Origin of the sequence: Hydrogenophaga crassostreae (assembly GCF_001761385.1) — a bacterium.
Lineage (GTDB): Bacteria > Pseudomonadota > Gammaproteobacteria > Burkholderiales > Burkholderiaceae_C > Hydrogenophaga > Hydrogenophaga crassostreae.
In genome coordinates, this window is record NZ_CP017476.1 from 1950459 (window position 1) to 1971566 (window position 21108).

The 21108-nt window shown below is 58.9% G+C and carries 20 protein-coding genes and 1 other RNA gene; 12 read left to right on the forward strand and 9 right to left on the reverse strand.

What is annotated here, in order from left to right:
* Positions 1-158: 158 nt before the first annotated feature.
* The 9 genes from lapB to gyrA form a co-directional block, all read right to left on the reverse strand.
* Complete coding sequence (lapB, locus tag LPB072_RS09050; RefSeq protein ID WP_066094436.1) at positions 159-1304, reverse strand: lipopolysaccharide assembly protein LapB; 1146 nt, start codon at positions 1302-1304, stop codon at positions 159-161.
* Between the two features lie 13 nt (positions 1305-1317).
* On the reverse strand, positions 1318-1617 hold the full coding sequence (locus tag LPB072_RS09055; RefSeq protein ID WP_066094439.1) for a LapA family protein: 300 nt from the start codon (positions 1615-1617) through the stop codon (positions 1318-1320).
* Positions 1618-1664: 47 nt separating this feature from the next.
* Positions 1665-1994: an integration host factor subunit beta gene (locus LPB072_RS09060; protein ID WP_066094441.1), complete on the reverse strand. Its 330-nt coding sequence runs from the start codon at positions 1992-1994 to the stop codon at positions 1665-1667.
* Between the two features lie 103 nt (positions 1995-2097).
* Entirely contained in the window at positions 2098-3780 is a 1683-nt protein-coding gene (gene rpsA, locus LPB072_RS09065) for a 30S ribosomal protein S1 (protein WP_066094444.1), read from the reverse strand.
* A 212-nt stretch (positions 3781-3992) separates the two neighbouring features.
* The gene (locus tag LPB072_RS09070) at positions 3993-6044 is read right to left on the reverse strand and encodes a bifunctional 3-phosphoshikimate 1-carboxyvinyltransferase/cytidylate kinase (protein ID WP_066094446.1); all 2052 of its coding nucleotides are present in this window, start codon (positions 6042-6044) and stop codon (positions 3993-3995) included.
* A gap of 43 nt (positions 6045-6087) precedes the next feature.
* Entirely contained in the window at positions 6088-6963 is an 876-nt protein-coding gene (locus LPB072_RS09075) for a prephenate dehydrogenase (protein ID WP_066094854.1), read from the reverse strand.
* A gap of 39 nt (positions 6964-7002) precedes the next feature.
* On the reverse strand, positions 7003-8100 hold the full coding sequence (pheA, locus tag LPB072_RS09080; RefSeq protein WP_066094449.1) for a prephenate dehydratase: 1098 nt from the start codon (positions 8098-8100) through the stop codon (positions 7003-7005).
* A gap of 4 nt (positions 8101-8104) precedes the next feature.
* Complete coding sequence (gene serC, locus LPB072_RS09085; RefSeq protein WP_066094453.1) at positions 8105-9211, reverse strand: 3-phosphoserine/phosphohydroxythreonine transaminase; 1107 nt, start codon at positions 9209-9211, stop codon at positions 8105-8107.
* Complete coding sequence (gene gyrA / locus LPB072_RS09090; protein ID WP_066094456.1) at positions 9208-11883, reverse strand: DNA gyrase subunit A; 2676 nt, start codon at positions 11881-11883, stop codon at positions 9208-9210. The genes serC and gyrA overlap by 4 nt, the downstream gene beginning before the upstream one ends.
* A 261-nt stretch (positions 11884-12144) precedes the next feature.
* On the opposite strand from gyrA, the gene ompA reads away from it, so the two are divergent.
* The 12 genes from ompA (at position 12145) to LPB072_RS09155 (ending at position 20855) form a co-directional block, all read left to right on the forward strand.
* Positions 12145-12810, forward strand: a complete 666-nt coding sequence (ompA, locus tag LPB072_RS09095; protein WP_066094856.1) for an outer membrane protein OmpA — start codon at positions 12145-12147, stop codon at positions 12808-12810.
* Between the two features lie 34 nt (positions 12811-12844).
* Positions 12845-13429, forward strand: a complete 585-nt coding sequence (locus LPB072_RS09100; protein WP_157559264.1) for a hypothetical protein — start codon at positions 12845-12847, stop codon at positions 13427-13429.
* Positions 13430-13500: 71 nt separating this feature from the next.
* Entirely contained in the window at positions 13501-14688 is a 1188-nt protein-coding gene (locus tag LPB072_RS09105; RefSeq protein WP_157559265.1) for a hypothetical protein, read from the forward strand.
* 20 nt (positions 14689-14708) lie between these two features.
* Positions 14709-15422 carry a bifunctional 2-polyprenyl-6-hydroxyphenol methylase/3-demethylubiquinol 3-O-methyltransferase UbiG gene (gene ubiG / locus LPB072_RS09110; protein WP_066094465.1) on the forward strand — a complete coding sequence of 238 codons (714 nt, stop codon included), beginning with the start codon at positions 14709-14711 and terminating at the stop codon, positions 15420-15422.
* Positions 15422-16105, forward strand: a complete 684-nt coding sequence (locus LPB072_RS09115; protein ID WP_066094468.1) for an HAD family hydrolase — start codon at positions 15422-15424, stop codon at positions 16103-16105. Before ubiG ends, LPB072_RS09115 begins: the two co-directional genes overlap by 1 nt.
* A 12-nt stretch (positions 16106-16117) precedes the next feature.
* Positions 16118-16507, forward strand: a transfer-messenger RNA (tmRNA) gene (ssrA, locus tag LPB072_RS09120).
* A 244-nt stretch (positions 16508-16751) separates the two neighbouring features.
* Positions 16752-17972 carry a tyrosine-type recombinase/integrase gene (locus LPB072_RS09125; protein WP_066094471.1) on the forward strand — a complete coding sequence of 407 codons (1221 nt, stop codon included), beginning with the start codon at positions 16752-16754 and terminating at the stop codon, positions 17970-17972.
* A gap of 426 nt (positions 17973-18398) precedes the next feature.
* Positions 18399-19475, forward strand: a complete 1077-nt coding sequence (locus tag LPB072_RS09135; protein ID WP_157559266.1) for a hypothetical protein — start codon at positions 18399-18401, stop codon at positions 19473-19475.
* Positions 19476-19603: 128 nt separating this feature from the next.
* The gene (locus LPB072_RS09140; protein WP_231943475.1) at positions 19604-19834 is read left to right on the forward strand and encodes a helix-turn-helix transcriptional regulator; all 231 of its coding nucleotides are present in this window, start codon (positions 19604-19606) and stop codon (positions 19832-19834) included.
* 10 nt (positions 19835-19844) lie between these two features.
* Positions 19845-20138: a helix-turn-helix domain-containing protein gene (locus LPB072_RS09145; protein WP_066094482.1), complete on the forward strand. Its 294-nt coding sequence runs from the start codon at positions 19845-19847 to the stop codon at positions 20136-20138.
* The gene (locus LPB072_RS09150; RefSeq protein ID WP_066094485.1) at positions 20135-20374 is read left to right on the forward strand and encodes a hypothetical protein; all 240 of its coding nucleotides are present in this window, start codon (positions 20135-20137) and stop codon (positions 20372-20374) included. Before LPB072_RS09145 ends, LPB072_RS09150 begins: the two co-directional genes overlap by 4 nt.
* Positions 20355-20855, forward strand: coding sequence for a hypothetical protein (locus tag LPB072_RS09155; protein WP_157559267.1), 501 nt, complete (start codon positions 20355-20357; stop codon positions 20853-20855). The genes LPB072_RS09150 and LPB072_RS09155 overlap by 20 nt, the downstream gene beginning before the upstream one ends.
* The last annotated feature ends 253 nt before the right edge of the window (positions 20856-21108 follow it).

The following is a 21108-nucleotide window of genomic DNA, read 5'->3' on the forward strand; positions in this document are numbered from 1 at the left end:
CAGTCAGCCGGGATCGTGGGAGCCGGCCACGCTAAGCGGTGACGGCGTCAGGTAGGACCGAAGCGTCCGTTGAGATGCAACCCAGCGTTGGGTTTTGAATGTATACCGCCAGGCCGCCAGTGCCGCCCCCTGGGGGGCGCCGAAGGCGACGCGGGGGGTCACAATTCCTCCACCCGTCGCGCCGGATAGCTGTCCCAACTCTGGCAACCGGGGCATTGCCAGAAGTGCTGACGGGCTTCGAAGCCACAGGCCGCGCATCGGTAGCGCTTGAGCGGGTTGCTGGCATGCTCCAGGGCCTTGATCACCTTCGCCTGTGCATCCGGGTTGGACAGGGTTTCACCGCTGAGCCACTGTGTGGCGATCACCAGAGACGGTTCTCGGTCGAGGTGGGACAAGTAGCGTGCCCGCGCGGTGGCAGCGTCGGGGGCGAGCTTTGCCAGGGCTTCGGTGATGTCCAGCGAAGGCGCATGCTCGTGGGCCGCTTGCAACAAGGCCGCTGCTTCACTTTCCTTGTGCAGATGTTTGGCAAGCTCGACCATGGAGGCCGCGGCCAGCGGCAGGCCTTGAGGCGCCTTGTCGACCAGTTGCTGCAGCGCCTTGTAGGCGCCGGCGGGGTCGCCTGTCTGTGCCTTCAAGGAGGCTGTGGCCAACCAGGGGCGGGCCAGTTGAGGCGCCTTGCTGACAGCCTCTGCCAACAGCGCCATGGCCCTGACGGTGTCGCCGCTGGCGCGCGCAAGGTCTGACTCTTCGCAAAGGTAGTGGGCCAGGCGCGGGGTGAAGCTCCCTTGTTGGGCGTCTTCCAGTTTTTGGGCCACCGCTTGCGCACGCGGCCAGTCGCGGGATCGCTCATAGATCGACAGCAAGGCCAGAAGGGCCTCGCCTTCAAAAGCCGATCCATCAAGTTTGCTCAGTGCGGCCTCAGCCCGGTCGAGCAGGCCGGCCTTGAGAAAGTCCATGGCCAGCGCATGCTGGGCACGGTCGCGGTCTTTCTGGTTGATGTCGGCGCGGGCGAGCAGGTGTTCGTGTACGCGGACTGCGCGATCGTAGTCGCCGCGACGGCGAAACAGGTTGCCCAGCGCGAAATGCAGTTCGGCGGTGTCCGGGTCGCCTTGTACGGCCTCGATGAAGGCATCGATTGCTTGGTCCTGTTGCTCGTTGAGCAGGTGGTTCAAGCCTCGAAAATAGGCCTTGGGCGTTTGCCGGCTCTCCATGCGCCATTGGCGCAAGTCAAGTCTTGAGGCCACCCAGCCCAGGGCGAAGGCCAGCGGCAAGCCCCAAAGCAGCCATGTGAAGTCGATATCCATGGCTAGGCCCGGGTCAAAGTGTTGGCGAAGAGGCCACGGAAGTGTCCAGCGCAGTGTTTGGACTTTCGGAAGCTTGGGCGACGGTCTTGGTCGCGGCCGCTCGAGACTTTCGTGCGCGCAGCCAGAGCGGCAGCATCACAAAGACCCCCAGGCAGACACCCAGCAGCAATGCGATGAACAAGGCCAGCACGAGAGGCACTTGCCATTGCGCGCCGAAGAACAGGTGCACGGTGATTGCTGACTGGTTGTTCAGTGCGAAAGCAAACAGTACAAAAAAAATGGCTGCGTTGAGCAGCCACATCAGATATTTCACGTCATTCCCTCTGTGGTGGATCGATTGTAGCGATCACCAGCATTCATTCAAGGCGTTGACGCTGACTGCAGAGTTTCACGTTTGAGAATCTCGGCCGTCCTGGCATCTACCTGCTCGCGCAAGGCCTTGCCCGGCTTGAAATGTGGCACACGCTTTTCCGGAATCATCACACTTTCGCCAGAACGTGGGTTGCGCCCCATGCGAGGAGCGCGGTGATTGACAGAGAAGCTGCCAAATCCACGGATTTCGATGCGGTGCCCCTTGACCAACGCATCGCCCATGGCGTCGAGAATAGCCTTGACGGCAAACTCGGCATCGCGTTGGGTGAGTTGGCTGAATCGGGCCGCAAGGGCCTCGACGAGATCGGAACGGGTCATCGTTGTCGTTGAAAACTGGAGGAGCCAATGAAATTGCCGCCGGGCAACCCAAAGACGCTTGAACGCGTCTTTGGGCCGCCCTGCGGCAAAGCCCGCTGATGGATCAGTTGTTGTTGTCCAACTTGGCGCGCAGCAATGCGCCCAGGCTGGTGGTGCCGGCGTTTTCACGCGAAGACTGCTGGCTCAGGGTCGACATGGCTTCTTGCTGGTCCACAGCGTCTTTGGCCTTGATCGACAACTGGATGTTGCGGGTCTTGCGGTCCACGTTCATCACCACGGTGGTGACTTCGTCGCCTTCTTTCAGCACATTGCGCGCATCTTCCACGCGGTCCTGGCTGATTTCGGAGGCGCGCAGGTAACCCAGCACTTCTTCGCCCAGATCGATCTCGGCGCCCTTGGCGTCCACGGTCTTGACCTTGCCGGTCACCACAGAACCCTTGTCGTGAATCGACACGAAGGTGGTGAACGGGTCGCCATCCAGCTGCTTGATGCCCAGGGAGATGCGCTCGCGCTCGACGTCGATCGCCAACACGATGGCATCCACTTCCTGGCCCTTCTTGAAGTTGCGCACAGCGGCTTCGCCGGGCTCATTCCAGGACAGGTCAGACAGGTGCACCAGGCCGTCGATACCGGCAGCCAGACCCACGAACACGCCGAAGTCTGTAATCGACTTGATCGGGCCCTTGACGCGATCACCGCGCTTGGTCTGCTCGGCGAACTCGTGCCATGGATTGGCACGGCACTGCTTCATGCCCAGGGAGATGCGGCGCTTGTCTTCGTCGATGTCCAACACCATGACTTCGACTTCGTCACCCAGCGACACGAGCTTGGAAGGTGCAACGTTCTTGTTGGTCCAGTCCATTTCGGAGACGTGCACCAAACCTTCGATACCTGGCTCGAGTTCAACGAATGCACCGTAGTCGGCGATGTTGGTGATCTTGCCGAACATGCGCGTGCTCTGTGGGTAGCGGCGGGCCACACCCATCCAAGGATCGTCACCCATTTGCTTCAGACCCAGAGAAACGCGGTGCTTCTCGGTGTCGAATTTCAGGATTTTGGCGGTGATTTCCTGGCCGGCGGTCACCACTTCAGATGGGTGGCGCACGCGGCGCCATGCCATGTCCGTGATGTGCAGCAGACCGTCAATACCGCCCAAGTCCACGAACGCACCGTATTCGGTGATGTTCTTGACCACGCCGTTGACGATGGCGCCTTCTTTCAGGGTTTCCATCAGCTTGGCGCGCTCTTCGCCCATCGAGGCTTCCACCACGGCACGGCGGCTCAACACCACGTTGTTGCGCTTGCGATCGAGCTTGATGACCTTGAATTCCAGGGTCTTGTTCTCGTAGGGAGAGAGGTCTTTGGTAGGACGGCTGTCCACCAGCGAACCAGGCAAGAATGCGCTGATGCCGTTGACCATGACCTTCAGGCCGCCCTTGACCTTGTTGGAGGTCGTACCGGTGACGAAATCGCCGGATTCCAGAGCTTTTTCCAGAGCCATCCACGATGCGAGGCGTTTGGCCTTGTCGCGCGACAGCAGCGTGTCACCAAAGCCGTTTTCAACGGAGTCGATGGCCACAGAGACGAAATCGCCCACTTGAACTTCGAGTTCACCCTGGTCGTTCTTGAATTCAGCCAGAGGCACGTAGGCTTCCGACTTCAGACCGGCGTTGACCACCACGTGGCTGTGTTCGATACGAACGACTTCAGCAGTGATGACTTCGCCCGAGCGCATTTCAGCGCGTTTCAGGGACTCTTCAAAGAGGGCGGCAAAAGATTCAGACATTGAGTTTCCTAAACCATCTTCGCGTCGGGACGGACCGGCTCTCAAAGAGCTCAGCACGAGGGAAACGACGGAGAAAACGGTGTTGACGTTGCGGTGCGAAGCACCACGGGGTTAAGTGAAAAGAACCTTCCGGCCTGCGGGTCGAGAACACCCGGCTGTGCCTTCGGGGCCATCAAAAGTGGCGCTTCTGTCGCCTGACTTCGTTGCCGAAATCAGTTGCCAGGAAACGCCGATTGGCTTTGCCACCAACCCAAGACTTGCTTGACCGATTGCTCGACGTCAAGTGCAGAATTGTCCAGTTGCAAAGCATCTTCAGCAGGTTTGAGTGGCGCATGCGTTCGAGATGAGTCTCGTAAGTCACGGGCAACCAGATCCGCCAAAAGACTGTCGATATTAGCAGCATTTCCCTTTGAAATCAATTGCTTATAACGTCTTTGGGCCCTTTGTTCGGCACTGGCGGTGAGAAATACCTTGAGTGGGGCTCCCGGAAAAATCACGGTTCCCATGTCCCGCCCATCGGCGACCAGGCCCGGCAAGCGCCGAAAGCCGTGTTGCAGTTGCAGCAGGGCCGCTCTGACTTGTGGGATTGCCGAGACCCGCGAAGCCGCCATGCCGGCCGACTCGGTGCGCAGGGCATCGCTCACGTCTTGACCGTCAAGATAGGTTTGATGGCCTTCGAAACGCACATTCATGGCGGCGGCGAGCTCGCCCAGGCGGCGGGCTTGGGCGGGCTCTTTCAGGGTCTGATCGTCGGTTGACAACCCTTTCTTATCGGCGGCAAGTCCGACCAGCCTGTACAGCGCGCCCGAATCGAGCAGGTGGTAGCCCAGGCGATCGGCGATTTCGCTGGCCAGTGTGCCTTTGCCTGAGGCGGTGGGGCCATCCACGCAAATCACGGGAATCCGTTGCGGGGCGGTTTCACAAACCTGAAAGAGTGCTTCAAAGTAGTCGGGAAACGTCTTTGCAACGCATTTGGGGTCTTCGATTCGAACCGGCAAGCCCGCCGGGTTGAATGCGGCGAGGGAAAAACACATGGCGACGCGGTGGTCGTCATAGGTGTGAATCGAGGCCGCCCGCCAGCTCTCCGGGTTGGGCGGGGGCGTGATCCGGATGAAATCTGGGCCTTCTTCGATCGTTGCGCCAAGCTTGCGGCCCTCGTTGGCCATGGCCGCAATGCGGTCGGTTTCCTTGACGCGCCAGCTGGCGATATTGCGCAGCGTTGTGGTGCCGTCGGCATACAGTGCCATTACCGCCAGGGTCATGGCCGCATCGGGTATGTGGTTGCAGTCAAGATCCACGGCCTTGAGTGGCCAGGCGCCACGCCGAATGTGCAGCCGGTTGGCCTCGCCTGTGATCTCGGCGCCCATCAGGCGCGCGGCTTCCACGAACCGTATGTCACCCTGAATCGAGGCCAGCCCCACGCCCTCGATGGTGATGCCGTTGGCGATGGCTGTGGGTGGCGCCAAGGCACCCAGGGCGATAAAGTAGCTGGCCGACGAGGCGTCGCCCTCCACGGCGATTTCACCAGGCGAGCGGTAGCGGCTGCCAGCGGGAATCACGAAGCGCGAAGCGCCTTCTTCACGGATGTGCAGGCCGAACTTGCCGAGCAGTTTGAGGGTGATGTCGATGTAGGGGCGCGATATGAGCTCTCCCACAACTTCAATGACCACGTCTTGCTCCGTCGCCACCAGAGGCAATGCGAGCAAAAGGGCGGTCAGGAACTGGCTGGATACATCGCCTCGAACGCGGATGGGTGCATCCAGCATCAGCGGGTGAATCAGGCCATCGCCCAGCCGCAGTGGCGGGAAACCATCGTTGCCCAAGTACGACACGGGGCAGCCGAGTTGTCGCAGGGCTTCCACCAGGTCGCCGATAGGGCGCTCGTGCATGCGTGGCACGCCGCTCAGTTCAAACTGTGCACCCTGCGTCGAGGCCAAGAGGCCCAGCGCGGCCGAAAGCGGGCGCATGGCCGTGCCCGCATTGCCCAGGAAAAGGTCTGTCTGTTTGATTCTGAGCTGTCCGCCCAGGCCCTGTATGCGCAGCTGCCCATTGGCCAGTGGTTCTACGCCACAGTCCAGTTGGCGCAGCGCCTGCAGCATGACCCGTGTGTCATCTGAGTCAAGCAAGTCGGAAATCGTGGTGACGCCCTCGCTCAGGGCTGCCAGCAGAAGCACGCGATTGGAAATACTTTTGGAACCGGGCAGGTGAACCGTTCCACTGGCACCGGTCAGGGGTGGAATATCGAGAAATTCGGTGGTGTACATGCGGCTTTGAGCGCGGGTGAAGCCCGCGACGAATGCGGTGAAATCAGCCCTTGAGCTTGCTGCCTATGCGCCAACGGGAGCGCGCTTTGCTGGCCTCACCGATGAGGGACTCCAGCTTGTCGGCATCGGTGTTGGTGAGCGCCAATTCCAGTGCGTGGAGCGCACGCTGAAAGTGCCTGGACTGGGCCATCAGCTCTTCTCTGTTTGACAAGAGAATGTCGCGCCAAACCTGGGGGTCGCTCGCAGCAATGCGGGAAAAGTCGCGAAAACCGGGGCCTGCCAGTGAAAGGAAGTCCTCTGACGCCTGCTGTCCCTTGATGGCGTTCATCAAGGCGAAAGCGATCAGGTGGGGTAGGTGGCTGACGGCCGCGTAGGCGGCATCGTGTGCTTCGGGCGACATCAGCTTGACCTCGCAGTCCAGGGCCGTCCAGAGTTTCTTGGCCTTCTCAAGCTGGGTGGTCAGCGTGCGCTCGATGGGTGTGAGGATGACCTGGCGGCCCACATACAGATTCACATCAGCATGTTCCACGCCAGAGAGTTCTTTGCCAGCGATGGGGTGGGCAGGCACGAAGATGCCGACATGGTCTTTCAACACGCGCCGGGCGGTATCCACCACGTCGCGCTTGGTTGAACCCACATCCATCACCAGGGTGTCTTTGGTGATGAGGTGGCGAATGGCTTTGAACGTGGCTTCGGTGGCCGAAACGGGCACCGCCAGCAACACCAGGTCGGCGCCGGAGACGGCCAACAGTGCCGATGGGGCCTCGACATCGATGACCCCCATCTGTCGCGCGCGCTCGGTGGTGGAGGGCGATTTGCTGTAACCCACCACGCGTTTGACCAGGCCGGCCCGCTTGAGTGCCAAGGCAAAAGAGCCGCCCATCAGGCCGCAGCCGATCAAGCCGAGTTGCTCAAACATGGGCATTTTTCCAGGAGGTTGGTTTCAGTATGTGCAAGGTCATTCGTTCACTGGATAGGCCCCGAGCACTTTGTAAAAAGCGCAGAGACCTTGCAGCTCCTTGAGGGCCGCGGCCACATTGGGCTGGTTGGGATGACCATTCAAATCGATGTAGAAATAGTATTCCCATTGACCCGATTTGGCTGGGCGAGATTCAAATCGCGTCATGGACACGCCATTGTTCTTCAGCGGCACGAGCAAATCGTGCACTGCGCCTGGCCGGTTGGGTACGGAAACAACCAGGCTGGTGCAGTCGTTGCCGGAGGCCGGTGGCATGGCCATGGTTTGCGGCAGGCTGATGACGGCGAAACGTGTGCGGTTGTAAGCCTCATCCTGCACAGCGTGCGACACGATGTGCAACGCAAATTGACCGGCCGCGCGCTCGCTGGCCAGCGCCGCCCATGCCGGGTTCGTGGCCGCCAGGCGTGCGCCTTCGGCATTGCTCGATACGGCGCGGCGCTCGGCGTTGGGCAGGTGTTGCGTGAGCCAGTTCTGGCACTGGGCCAGTGCCTGCGGATGGGCCATCACCACCTCCACACCTTCCAGCGAGTTCACTTGGCGCAGCAGGTTGTGGCGAATCAGCAGGCTGACCTCGCCTACAACATGAACCGGCGAGCGCAGGAACAGGTCCAGTGAGCGAGCGACAACCCCTTCGGTGGAGTTTTCCATGCCGACCACGCCGTATTGGGCGGTGCCCGCGGCGGTCGCGTGGAACACTTCGTCGAAGTTGGCGCAGTAAATGAGATTGGCTGCGCCACCGAAGAACTCCACAGCCGCCTGTTCGCAGAATGTACCGGCGGGTCCCAGCACCGCCACGCGTTGGGGTGCTTCCAGTGCCAGGCAGGCCGACATGATTTCACGCCATACGGAAGCCACGTGCTGGTTCAGCAGCGGCCCCTGGTTGTTTGCCTGGATCTTTTCAATGACCTGCGCCACCCGGTCGGGGCGGAAGAATGGTGAGCCCTCTGCGCGTTTGATCTCGCCGACTTGTTCCGCTACGCGGGCACGCTGATTCAGCAGGGAAAGTACTTGCTGGTCCAGTGAGTCGATTTGCACCCGCAACTCGGCCAGGGCATCAGATTGGGTCGGTTTCGTCATGGTCTCAGGCCTGCGTCATTTCAAATTCACGCATGTAGCTCACCAATGCTTGAACGCCTTCCAGGGGCATGGCGTTGTAAATACTGGCGCGCATGCCTCCAACAGATTTGTGGCCTTTGAGCTGCAACAGACCCGCTGCCTGCGCACCGCTGAGAAAAGCCTCATTGCGTGCTTCATCGCGCAAAAAGAAGGGTATGTTCATGCGTGAGCGGCAGTCTTTGGCCACCTTGTTTTGGTAGAACTGCGAGTTGTCGATGAAGCTGTACAGAAGCTCCGCCTTGGCTTTGTTCTGTTGTTCGATGGCCGCCACGCCGCTCAAGCCACCCGCTGTCTGGCGTTTGAGCCATTGGAACGTCAGGCCTGCCATGTAGATGGCGTAGGTGGGTGGCGTGTTGTACATCGAACCGTTGTCGGCCACTGTTTTGTAGTCGAACGCGCTGGGGCAGACCGCCAGCGCATGGCCGAGCAGGTCTTCGCGAACCACCACCAGGGTCAAACCGGCTGGCCCCAGGTTTTTCTGGGCGCCGCCGAACGCCAGGCCTACGCGGGACCAGTCCACCGGGCGCGAGGCCACATGGGAGGAAAAGTCGATGACCAATGGCGCGTCGCAGCCCAGGGCCTTGAGGTCCGGCAGCTCGTGAAACTCCACGCCATGGATGGTTTCGTTGCTGCACAGGTGCACGTATTGCGCGTCTTTACCCAGCTTCCAGCTGGCGGGGGTGGGCAATGAGGTGTGCCCATCGGCTTCGTTGCTGGCCGCGATTCGAGCGGTGGCGTACTTGTTGGCTTCCTTGGCCGATTTCTGGCTCCAGCCGCCCGTCACCACAAAATCCACTGCACCCCCTCGGGAGAGGTTCAACGGCACGATGGCATTTTCTGCCAACCCTCCGCCCTGCATGAACAGGATCCGGAACTGGCTGGGTACCGCCAGCAATTCGCGCAAATCGCGTTCGGCGGTTTCGCAGATCGACATGAAGGCTTTGCCACGGTGGCTCATTTCCATCACGCTCATGCCGCTGCCTTGCCAGTCGAGCATTTCCACGGCGGCCAACCGCAACACCGATTCCGGCATCGCGGCAGGGCCTGCTGAGAAGTTATACGGCCGCGTCATGCGGCATCCGTGCCTTCATTGCCCTCAATATCCTCGCCATCTGGCAAGGTTCCTTCGGCGTCCGCCTCCTCGGGGGCTTCTTGCATGTTTGCGTCGTTTTCCACAATGCGCTGCAAACCGGAGAGCTCAGATCCATCGTCCAGAGCGATCAGTGTGACGCCTTGGGTCGCACGGCCCATTTCGCGGATTTCACTGACCCGTGTACGCACCAAAACGCCCGTGTCGGTAATCAGCATGATCTGGTCTTCGCTGCGGGCCAGTGTTGCGGCAACAACCTTGCCGTTGCGCTCGCTTTGCTGGATCGCGATCATGCCTTTGGTGCCGCGGCCATGGCGGGTGTATTCGCTGATGGGTGTGCGCTTGCCGTAGCCGTTGATGGTCGCGGTGAGCACGCTTTGCTCTTCGTCTTCGGCCACCAGCATGGCGATCACGCTTTGGGTGTCGTCGATGGCCATGCCACGCACGCCGCGTGCATTGCGGCCCATGGGGCGCACATCGTTTTCATCGAAGCGCACCGCTTTGCCACCGTCGCTGAACAGCATCACATCGTGCTGGCCGTCGGTGAGGGCTGCCCCGATCAGGAAATCGCCCTCATCAAGGCCCACGGCAATGATGCCGGCCTTGCGCGGATTGCTGAAGTCGGAGAGAGGGGTCTTCTTCACCGTGCCCATGCTTGTGGCCATGAACACATACTGGTCTTCGGGGAACTTGCGCGCTTCACCGGTCAGCGCCAGGACCACGTTGATCTTTTCGCCTTCATCCAGTGGGAACATGTTGACGATGGGGCGGCCGCGCGATCCGCGCGAACCTGCCGGCACCTCCCAGACTTTGAGCCAGTACAGGCGACCGCGGTTGGAGAAGCACAGGATGTAGTCGTGTGTGTTCGCAATGAAGAGCTGGTCGATCCAGTCGTCTTCTTTGGTCGCCGTGGCCTGCTTGCCGCGACCGCCGCGCTTTTGCGAGCGGTATTCGGAGAGTGGCTGGCTCTTGATGTAGCCGCTGTGGCTGAGCGTGACCACCATGTCGGTGGGCGTGATCAGGTCTTCGGTGGACAGGTCCTGGGCACTGTGTTCGATTTCGCTGCGGCGGGCGCCGAGCTTGGTCTGACCGAATTCGGTCTTCACCTCAACCAGTTCTTCGCCAATGATGGTGGACACACGCTCGGGCTTGGACAGGATGTCGAGCAGATCGTCGATCACGCTCATGACTTCCTTGTACTCGGCGACGATTTTGTCTTGCTCGAGACCGGTCAGGCGCTGCAGACGCATTTGCAGAATTTCCTGCGCCTGCGTTTCGGAAAGGCGGTACAGGCCGTCACTGCCCATGCCGAATTCGCGTTCAAGGCCATCCGGGCGGTAGTCGTCGGCGTTGATGGTGCCGCCGTCGGCCTTGGCGCGGGTGAGCATTTCCCGCACCAGGGCACTGTCCCAGCTGCGGGTCATCAGCTCGGCCTTGGCAACTGGCGGCGTGGGCGACTCGCGGATGATCTTGATGAAGTCATCGATGTTGGCCAGGGCAACAGCCAGACCTTCCAGCACATGGCCGCGCTCGCGGGCTTTGCGCAGGTTGAACACCGTGCGGCGGGTGACCACTTCGCGGCGGTGTTCCAGGAACACCTGAATCAGGTCCTTCAGGTTGCACAACTTGGGCTGGCCGTCGATCAGGGCCACCATGTTGATACCGAAGGTGTCTTGCAGCTGGGTTTGCTTGTAGAGATTGTTGAGAATCACCTCTGGCACTTCGCCGCGCTTGAGCTCGATCACCAGACGCATGCCCGATTTGTCGGACTCGTCCTGGATGTGGCTGATGCCTTCGATTTTCTTTTCGTGCACCAGCTCGGCGATGCGCTCTTGCAGGGTCTTCTTGTTGACCTGGTAGGGCAGCTCGTCAACGATGATGGACTGACGTTGCCCCTTGTCGATGTCCTCAAAGTGGCACTTGGCGCGCATCACCACGCGGCCACGGCCCGTGCGGTAGCCGTCTTTCACGCCGTTCATGCCGTAAATGATGCCGGCCGTTGGGAAGTCGGGTGCCGGAATGATTTCCATCAATTCGTCGATGGATGCCTCCGGGTTTTTGAGCAGGTGCAAACAGGCGTGGATGGCCTCGTTCAGGTTGTGGGGCGGGATGTTGGTCGCCATGCCCACCGCGATGCCACCAGAGCCGTTGACCAACAAGTTGGGAAAGCGGGCGGGCATCACCAGCGGCTCTTTTTCCGAACCGTCGTAGTTGGGCCCAAAATTCACGGTTTCCTTGTCGAGATCGGCCAGCAATTCGTGCGCAATCTTGGACATGCGAATTTCGGTGTACCGCATGGCAGCGGCATTGTCGCCGTCCACCGAACCGAAGTTGCCCTGACCGTCGACCAACATGTGGCGCAAGGAAAAGTCTTGCGCCATGCGAACGATGGTGTCGTACACAGCGCTGTCACCATGTGGGTGGTATTTACCGATCACGTCACCCACGATACGGGCGGACTTTTTATAGGGCCGGTTCCAGTCGTTGTTGAGTTCGTGCATGGCGAACAGCACCCGTCGGTGTACCGGCTTCAAACCGTCTCGGGCATCGGGCAGTGCCCTGCCCACGATCACGCTCATGGCGTAGTCGAGGTAGCTGCGGCGCATCTCCTCTTCCAGGCTGATAGGCAGTGTTTCTTTGGCGAACTGAGTCATGGGCGGTGGTGTAAGTTGGCAGCAAAAGCCCGAAGGCAACCGCCTATTTTAGGCTGGTAGCGAAAAAGGCTCTCAGGGCGCTTTTGTTGCTGTCGAGCAACGAGCCTTGGAAACCGTAACTTCGGCTGACCTATCAGCGACGGCTGTTAAGCGGTGAATAGCGGGCTTGTGGCACAATAAATTCAGCGTTTCTAGTGGTGGTCACTTCAAGCGTCAATGTTGAGAACCAGCCGTTATGCGGCTTACACCAAGAGGAAATCCATGAAAAATCTGAACAAAGTGGCAATTCTGTTTGCGTCCGCCACCTTGGCTACGGCTGTTTTGGCTGCACCATCGGGCGGCACCGACACCAACGACAACTGGCGCAGTGCCCATGGCAATCTGCAGTGGAAGAACGGTGATGGCTCTCTGTGCTGGCGTGATGCTGGCTGGACGCCTGCTACCGCCGCGAAGGGCTGCGATGGAGCGATCGTTCCCGCAGAACCAGCACCAGCCCCAGCGCCTGCAGCAGCACCCGCTCCTGCACCTGCTCCCGCTGCTGCACCAGCCGCAGCACCTGCCGCAGCCGCAGCACCTGCCAAAGTTACCTACGCAGCTGATGCGTTTTTTGACTTCGACAAAGCCGTGCTCAAGCCAGAAGGCAAAGCCAAATTGGCCGATCTGGCTGACAAAGTCGGTGGCGTGAACCTGGAAGTGGTGATTGCCGTGGGTCACACCGACTCCGTTGGCTCTGCTGGCTACAACCAGGCGCTGTCCGTTCGCCGCGCTGAAGCTGTGAAGGCTTTCCTGGTGAGCAAGGGCATTGAAAGCAACCGCGTGTACACCGAAGGCAAGGGCTTGACCCAGCCAGTGGCTGACAACGCCACCCGCGAAGGCCGTGCCAAGAACCGCCGCGTGGAAGTGGAAGTTGTGGGTACCCGCAAGTAATCCTCAACCTAGCGTTGAATGAAAAGGCCCCGGCGTGCAAGCGCTGGGGCCTTTTTTTTGTCGAATGATGCTTCCTGTTGTTCGCAGCCTGTTGCCTCTCGTCTTGCTGACAAGCATCGTGCTGTCTGGCTGCGCCTCCTTTGAAACAGGGGCCGCTCAACGCGTTTTGTCACCGGTCGAAGTGCTGGACGATGGCTGGTTCGAACATTGCATCACTCAACACGGCGACTCGACTGCCGACCAGCGCCCTTTGTTGGTTGTGGTCCTGAGTCCTCGTATGGCAAACAGCTTGCTGGAGTGGCCGCGCATGCAGCGCGAGGCATCAGATAGTGGGTTCCGGGTGCAGGCCTGGCTGGATTCCCGGACGCCTGATGCGGAGTGGCTGGCGGTATTGGCAAGCCCACCCATGCAAGACTGGCAAGTCCAGCGGCCCTACCGGCCGCCGGCGGGGTGCCTGACGGGGTGGTCGGCAATCAATCATTTTCCTTATGTGCGCGTGTTTCTCGGAAAGCATTTGCATGCTTGGCCAATCTGGGGGGTGATGCCCGGCGAGGCGTGGCAGGCCGTGCTTGGTGACCGCCTCGATACGCTAAAGACCGCTGTGTCGCCTTCCTTATGAAGAAACTGGAGCCTTACTGCTCTCCCTGTCGCATGAGCCTTGGCGGGCACGGACCTTTTTTGTTCTGGGTCATGCTCTCGATGTGGGCGTGCTTCAATTTGGCGGCGAGCGCGGCGCCCGGTGGTGCCGCTGACAGCGTCTGTATCGATGCGGTGAGTTATTGGCCTCTTGATGCGTCGCAGGTCGGTCAGGACAGTCAGGGGGTTCCGGCGTTGGGCACCTATGAGCGTGTCAGCCCGGACGGGCGCTTCGTATTGCGGTCTTTTTCTGGGCGCAAGCTGGGTGAGGTGGCCCTGATCGAGCTACCACTTGAACAGCATCAACCCATGCGGTTCTACAAGACGCCGCTGAGAAACGAGGCGTTTCCCGTTCAAGGCAGTTGGCGCTACCTTGTTGACGTGGATGGGCGGCATTTTCGACTGGCTGAAATGCTTCAACTGCAACTGGCGGCGCAGCCTGCGTTCAAGGGAGGGATGAGCGGGTTCTATGCGGCTGCGTCAGAGTTGAAGAGCCAGATCCCAGGTTCAGATGGGCCGTTGATCTGGATACGCTCCATGAGTTGGCCACAAGGCGGACGGCAAGGGCAGGGCACAGGGCCGCTGCAGGTGCGCACACTTGGATTGCGCGATTCAGGCGGTCAGGTCGAAGTGGTCAGGGATACCGGTGCTCAGTTCATTTGTGGCGCGCGCAACGTGAGCGATGGCAATGTCTACACGTTGCCCATGATCTCGGTTGACGGTCTGGAGTTCTCCGCCATTCCCATCAGCCCCGCGCAGGGTGCACCCAGCATGCGGGTGTATGGGCTTGGCGGGCAGGCGTTGGCAACGCAACACCCTTGTGATCTGCGCGCCGATTTGCAGGCCACGCCGGGTAAGGCCGTTTTTGGATTCTCCGAATCAGGCCGCCCCGCCATGCTGGCATACACCCACAACGGCAGCGTCTACTTCGTTGACCGGCGGGACGAGGCCAAAGGGCAGGCATTCCAGGTAGAAGACCTGAAAACCCGCGTGCTTGCGAGTGCGTTTCCGGGAATCACCGCCGATGGTCGTATTGTGTTCGGCGCCACCTGGCAAACCTGTGGCCCCGAAGGCGCATGCAAAGTACAGGCTGGCTACGTGGTCGCCGATCCTTTTCAGAACCGGGACTACCGCCAGCACATGGCAAGCCAGGGGGCCGGTTTGCCCAGGGCATGCGTGACGCGCGGTGACGTGCGCAAGGCCAGATCGGATTTTGCCGCTCAGCATGGCATCCCACCCTGAATGCATGGGAAAATTCAAACATGAATGCCACTCAAACGGTCAACTCCGACCCCGCCGAAATTGCCAAATTCTCCGAGCTTGCCCATCGCTGGTGGGATCCTGAGAGTGAATTCCGGCCCTTGCATCAAATCAACCCCTTGCGCCTGGCGTGGATTGATGGCTATGCGCCGCTGGCTGGAAAGAGCGTGCTCGATGTAGGCTGTGGTGGCGGTATCTTGGCCGACTCGATGGCCCGCAAGGGCGCGCAGGTGACAGGCATCGACCTGTCTACAAAAGCACTTCAGGTAGCGCAGTTGCACGCGCTGGAGGCTTCGACCAAAGGCGTGAGTTACCGGGAAATCAGCGCCGAAGGGTTGGCGGCTGAGCAACCAGCCTCGTTTGATGTGGTGACCTGCATGGAAATGCTGGAACACGTGCCCGACCCCGCCTCGGTGGTGCGTGCCTGCGCGACGCTTGTCAAACCGGGTGGCTGGGTCTTCTTTTCGACACTCAACAGGAATGCCCAATCGTTCTTGTTTGCCATTGTGGGCGCCGAGTATGTGCTGAACCTGTTGCCCAGAGGCACTCACGAATACGCCAAGATGATCCGGCCCAGCGAGCTGGCGGGCTATTGTCGTGAGGCAGAACTGGAGCTGGCCCATACCAAGGGGATGGAATACAACCCGCTGACCAAGCGCTACTGGTTGAGTGGGAACACCCAGGTCAACTATCTTTTCGCGACCCGCAAGATCTGATGGCAACGCCAGCCAAGCGTTTCGCGGGTGTTCGCGCCGTGTTGTTTGACCTGGACGGCACCCTGATCGATAGCGCTCCCGATCTTGCCGCCGCTGCCGATGCGATGCGAGTGAAGAGCGGATTGCCATCGCTGCCGTTGAGTGAATACCGTTCCCATGCGGGCTCTGGCGCACGGGGCATGCTGCGTGTGGCATTTGGCATTGGCCCGGAAGACGCCAGCTTCGACGCTCGGAAACGAACGTTTTTTGATGAGTACGAAGCCTGTTTGACGGCTCGCACGGTCGCTTTTGCGGGTGTTCAATCCTTGGTGGATCGTTTGCTTTCGGCTGGGTTGGCCTGGGGCGTTGTCACCAACAAGGCCGAGCGTTTCTCATTGCCGTTGACTGCGGCCATGCCTTTGTTCAACAGCGCCTCAGCGATTGTGAGTGGCGATACCACGCCCCATGCCAAACCACATCCGGCTCCTTTGTTTGAGGCCGCGAGGCGGGTAGGGGTCTTGCCTGGGCAATGTCTGTACGTCGGCGATGACTTGCGCGATATCCAGGCGGGCCAAGCGGCAGGCATGCCCACCGTCGCGGCCTGTTACGGTTACCTGGGTCCAGATGCCGACGTGGACTCCTGGAAAGCCGATGCGGGAATTCATTCGCCAGCCGACCTCTTGAAATTGCTGGAACTGCCTTAAACTATGGGTTCAGGGGCTGCACTGGTTTCGACGTGGGTTCGGACGCGTGGCAGGGCATGTCGAGGTTCTGTTACCTCGTAAAACCGCAGAAAAAAAACTAACTGCAAACGACGAACGTTTCGCACTCGCCGCTTAATTGCCGGTGAGCTTTGCAACAGCATGCCTATGGGCTGGGCAAGGGTTCGAATGGCGCAAGCCGCTAGAGTCCAGGCTGCAAAGATAATTTAATAGGCTGGCTGTGCGTCGGGTAACTTGGCGTGCGGTGAGATTCAAGGTTGCTGGCTTTCCTTGCAGCGTGTCGCTGCGCGGCTTGGGAAGTGAGATTCAAATCAGACGACTACACATGTAGAACTGTACGAAAAAGGCTTGCGGACGGGGGTTCAAATCCCCCCAGCTCCACCATACCCTGTGACAAAGGCCGCTAGGAACATACACCTAGCGGCCTTTTTCTTTGGAAAATCAACGGCTTACCTTGCATTGGCGTACAGGGGGATATACTGACAGCCAATGTGAAGCGGGGGTGCAAGTGGGGGCGCAAACCCACTTGGGAGCCTCTGGTGGGGGTGCAAGCTGTATTTTGAGGGGCTGTTGCACCCCCGGACCTGTGGCCCCGGCGCTTCGCTGTACCCCCAAGGGAGGCTGTGCCATGTTGACCGATGCCCAATGCCGAAACGCCACTTGCCCGCCAGAAAAGCGGCATGTGCGACTCACTGACTCTGGGGGGATGTACCTTCAGGTGAACCCCAATGGTTCCAAGCGGTGGTTTCTCAAATACCGGATAGCAGGCAAAGAAAAGCAGTTGGCCTTGGGCAAGTACCCGGCAGTCGGTTTGACGGCGGCGCGAAGGGCGCGTGACGCGGTGAAGCTCCAAAGGGCTGAAGGTGTGGACCCTGTGCAGGCGCGCATGGTGAAACAGCTCAAAGCGACCAACCCGGCGGGCGATACCTTCAAGGTCGTGGCCTTGGAATGGTTCGACAAACAAGCGGGCGAATGGAGCGAAGCCCATGCCAAGCGATCCAAACGCCAGCTAGAACGCGATCTGTTCCCATGGATCGGGGAGCGGCGGCTGGTCGAGATAGAGCCGGTGGAACTGTTGGCAACGCTTCGCAAGGTGGAGCAACGCGGCGCGGTGGAAACGGCAGACCGGGGCTTGATGCTGGCGCGGCAGATATGGCGCTACGGCGTGGCAACTGGGCGGGTAGGGCGGGACATAACTGGCGACCTGAAGGGCGCGCTATCCCCTTACCGGGGCACCCACTTTGCCGCGATCACAGACCCGGCCAAGCTGGGGGCGCTGATCCTGGCCATTCGGTCATACAAGGGCGGGCCTATCGTTCGGGCGGCGCTGCAATTGGCCCCCATGCTGTTTCAGCGGCCCGGTGAGCTGCGCGGGGCCACATGGGCAGAGATTGACCTTGACGCAGCCCTTTGGACCATTCCGGCGGCGCGCATGAAGCGCAACAAAGACGGCAAAGAAAACGGCGACCCGCATCTGGTGCCCTTGCCACGGCAGGCGGTGGAGATTCTGCGGGGCTTGCATGGCTATACAGGCCATGGCGTGAACGTGTTTCCCGGTGAGCGCAGCCACGAACGGCCCATCTCTGAAAACTCGGTGCGTACAGCCTTGATCACCATGGGTTACACGCCTGAGATTCAAACGTGGCATGGCTTCCGGGCCACGGCGCGCACCATGTTGGCGGAGCGGCTGGAATGTGACCCGCTGGTGATCGAAGCCCAATTGGCCCACTCGGTCAAAGATGCCAACGGGCGGGCCTACAACCGGACGCAGTACATCAAACAGAGGGCGGCGATGATGCAGCGATGGGCCGACTACCTTGATGAGGTGTCTGCACCTGTTGTAAATTGACAATTACGCAATAGAAAAAAGGGAGGTTTTTATGACTTGGCCGAATCTTCCAGAGGATTATGGAAACGGGCAAAGACAATTTGACATGGCGACCGCTGCTTATGATGCTGCGCGACCCATTGCTTGGTATGCCTCCGCAATAGCGAGCTATGCGACATACCTAAGGGGCTATTTGTGGCTAATTTTGCCAGTTGCGATCTCGGTCTATTTTGTATGTATGTGGGAGCACAAGAAAAAACTAGGTGTTGCTCGAGTGGCTTTTGAACAAGACGGACCGGCATATCGAGAGTTCTTGGACAAGCAGTCCGACTAGCAGATCGTTTTCAGCCACGCCTAGCCTTCGGCTGATCCCCGATGGTGAAAACCGGGTTTCCCTGACCCGGCGGCGCTGGCTTCTTCTCGGGGGGGCGGCAGGGGCCTAGAAGTATGAATGACCTATCTCATTGGGATTACGCTGATCATTTTAAAGCGAAGGAAGTGGCGGAATTAATTTGTGGGATTCTTCCGGAAAGTAATACTAATCTTTTTGGGGTAATGGGAGAGGAAGCAATTCATGTTGTAAGAATAACGCCTGTTATTCGCCGAATGAATAGAGCATATTTGCGCGCAGAAGCATTGCTCAGAAAGGCTGCTGCAACTGAGGGTGATACAAAGGAAGTTTTAGAATTGTTTCCAATTGATCCTCAGCATCTTCATTCGGAACATATGGAGTGGGTTAGAGAGAGTTGTAACGAATTTGCGCTGTCTGATTTTGAAGATGTGATGGGTCCGGAGACATTTGAGACGCAGTTTTTCTCTAGGACTGAGGTGGTTAGGTGGTTGAACGCAGTGGAGCTGCCTTCAATATACCAATTTGAAAAATGTGACAAAGAAACCCTGCTAGACGGAGGTGAAGAGAGTAATGGCGTGGAGGTTGCAAATCAGTCTGGGCCAAACTTTGACGCAAGAGAAGAGTTCGAGCAGTGGCTAGTCTTAGATACCTGGAATTACGAAGGCGCGATGTTTCTAATTGCCGGTGTTATTCCGAGTGAAATTTATGAAGGAATGGGATATTTCACAACGGATTTGAGGCTTCTTCATAATGATGAAGGGGAGAAGGATGATAGGATATTTCGTATTTCTACCCTTAATAGATTGTGGAAGTCAAATCCGGATAATCCGGACAGGGCTGAACCAAAGGTGTTTTTGGAGTGGGCAAAGAAGAAAAATATTGAAATACCTTGGTTGCAAGATGTTCAATCTCGTGGATTTTTAGTCCCTGAGCCCGAAGCTCCAACGGTGGAGGAGAAGCCGATGGGAAAAAGAGAGCGACGGAGCCTTCTAAATATCATTGGCGCTTTGGTCGAGTTGGCACGGTCGCCTCGAGAGGGGCGAGAAAAAGATGCAGGTCTCATTCGCGAATTAGTACAAAACTACGGCCAAGCGCAAGGAGTCAGCAAGCGAAACCTAGAGGTCGTACTTCCGGAGGCGAAAAACAATCTTATGAACGACCTTGAGGGCTGAGTGCCGCAGTTGCGGTCGCTTGCGCTGCAACTGCGGTGACGCCTCGCCTATCTTTTTTCACACTGCCCCTAGTCAATAGCAATCCTGCTAAAGACATTTACAAAGGGGCAGTAATGTCTATATTGAGAATGCCAGCCGTCAAGGCTGAAACGGGGCACCGTTCACATGCAAGCATTTACAACGCGATCAAAGCGGGGCTTTTTACGAAGCCGGTGCCCATTGGGGAGCGCGCTGTGGGCTGGCCTTGCAATGAGGTCCAAGCGATCAATGCAGCCCGCATAGCGGGCAAGTCCGAAGCCGATATTCGGGAACTCGTTAACCGTTTGCACGCGAAGCGCGCAGACATGGCAACGGTTTGAGGGGCAAGGCATGAACAAAGAAAAAGCCACCTCCCCGGAAAAGAAGGCAGCTCTTGAAACGATCCGCATTAATTTTAAAGGCACGGCCAGCCGTTCACAAGCGGCGCGGCTATTGGAAGCGCTTTCGCGTTTTCCAATCAGTACCTTTGAAGCCATGCGCTATTTGGATGTGTACCACTGCCCGGCACGCATTCTTCAATTGAGAAAACGCGGGCATCGAATCACAACACATTGGCAAACAACCGTAACAGAATCCGGTGCATTGCATCGCGTGGGTTTGTATGTGTTGGAGGGCCAGCCATGAACCCGACAAACGATCTGGACACGGCGACCGGGCAACGGTCGTTCAAAGACTTTGCGACCTTGGCCGCTCAGTTTGCCTTGCTGGGGGTTGGGCTGGTCAAAGCCGACTCCCCGATAGACGGGCAGGCGCTGTACATCGCCATGCATTGGAGCCACGGCGCAAAGCCACTGCCAGACCTTGAGGCGGCGCGGGTTTACCTTGGCGGCTTGCTGGGGAATGGCAATGGCGGGGAGTAGGGCCAGGTTCAAAGGGTCGAAGATTGATGAGCCGTTTGTGGCGCTCAAACGCAGTGTGTTTGAAGCCCCAGCGTTCACCGCTTTGAGCCCTCATGCCTGCAAGCTGTTGCTTGAGTTGATGAGCCAATACAAAGGCGACAACAACGGCAATTTGACCGTTGCAATGTCGATCCTGAGCAAGCGCGGCTGGCGTTCGCGTCAAACCGTTTGGCGATGCAAAGGGGAGCTGATCAGGGCTGGGTTTGTTTACCTCACCCGCAAGGGGCACATGCCATCGACCTGCGACCTGTTGGCGTTGACATGGTTTCCCTTGGATGTGTCGCCCAAGTTCGACCCGGAAGCGCTGGCCTGTTTCGAGGCGAAAGCCTATCGGGCCAAAACGCCTTTGGCGATGCCCAACATCCCGGCCAAACGGGATTGGACATTGCCCGGCGGCGGTCGCTTGCCTGTTAGCAAAACGCAAGGTGACGCCCATGGCTGAAACCATCAAAGCCCCTGCAAGTCCACGGCTGCAACCATGGGGCCATGCCCAAGCCCTTGCGCGTTTCACAGGTGGACTTGTGGGGCTGCTTTGGCCCTCTCCCATGGTTTCACAGGTGGACACCTTTATAGAGAAGCCATGCTCTGTTTCATCTCTGCACTGCTATCAAGCCGTGGGCAGGGCGGGCGCTGGTCAAGGTCGGTCAACTTTGGGTCAACCGAAAAGGCCACTTAGCCTATTGATTTCGTATTCT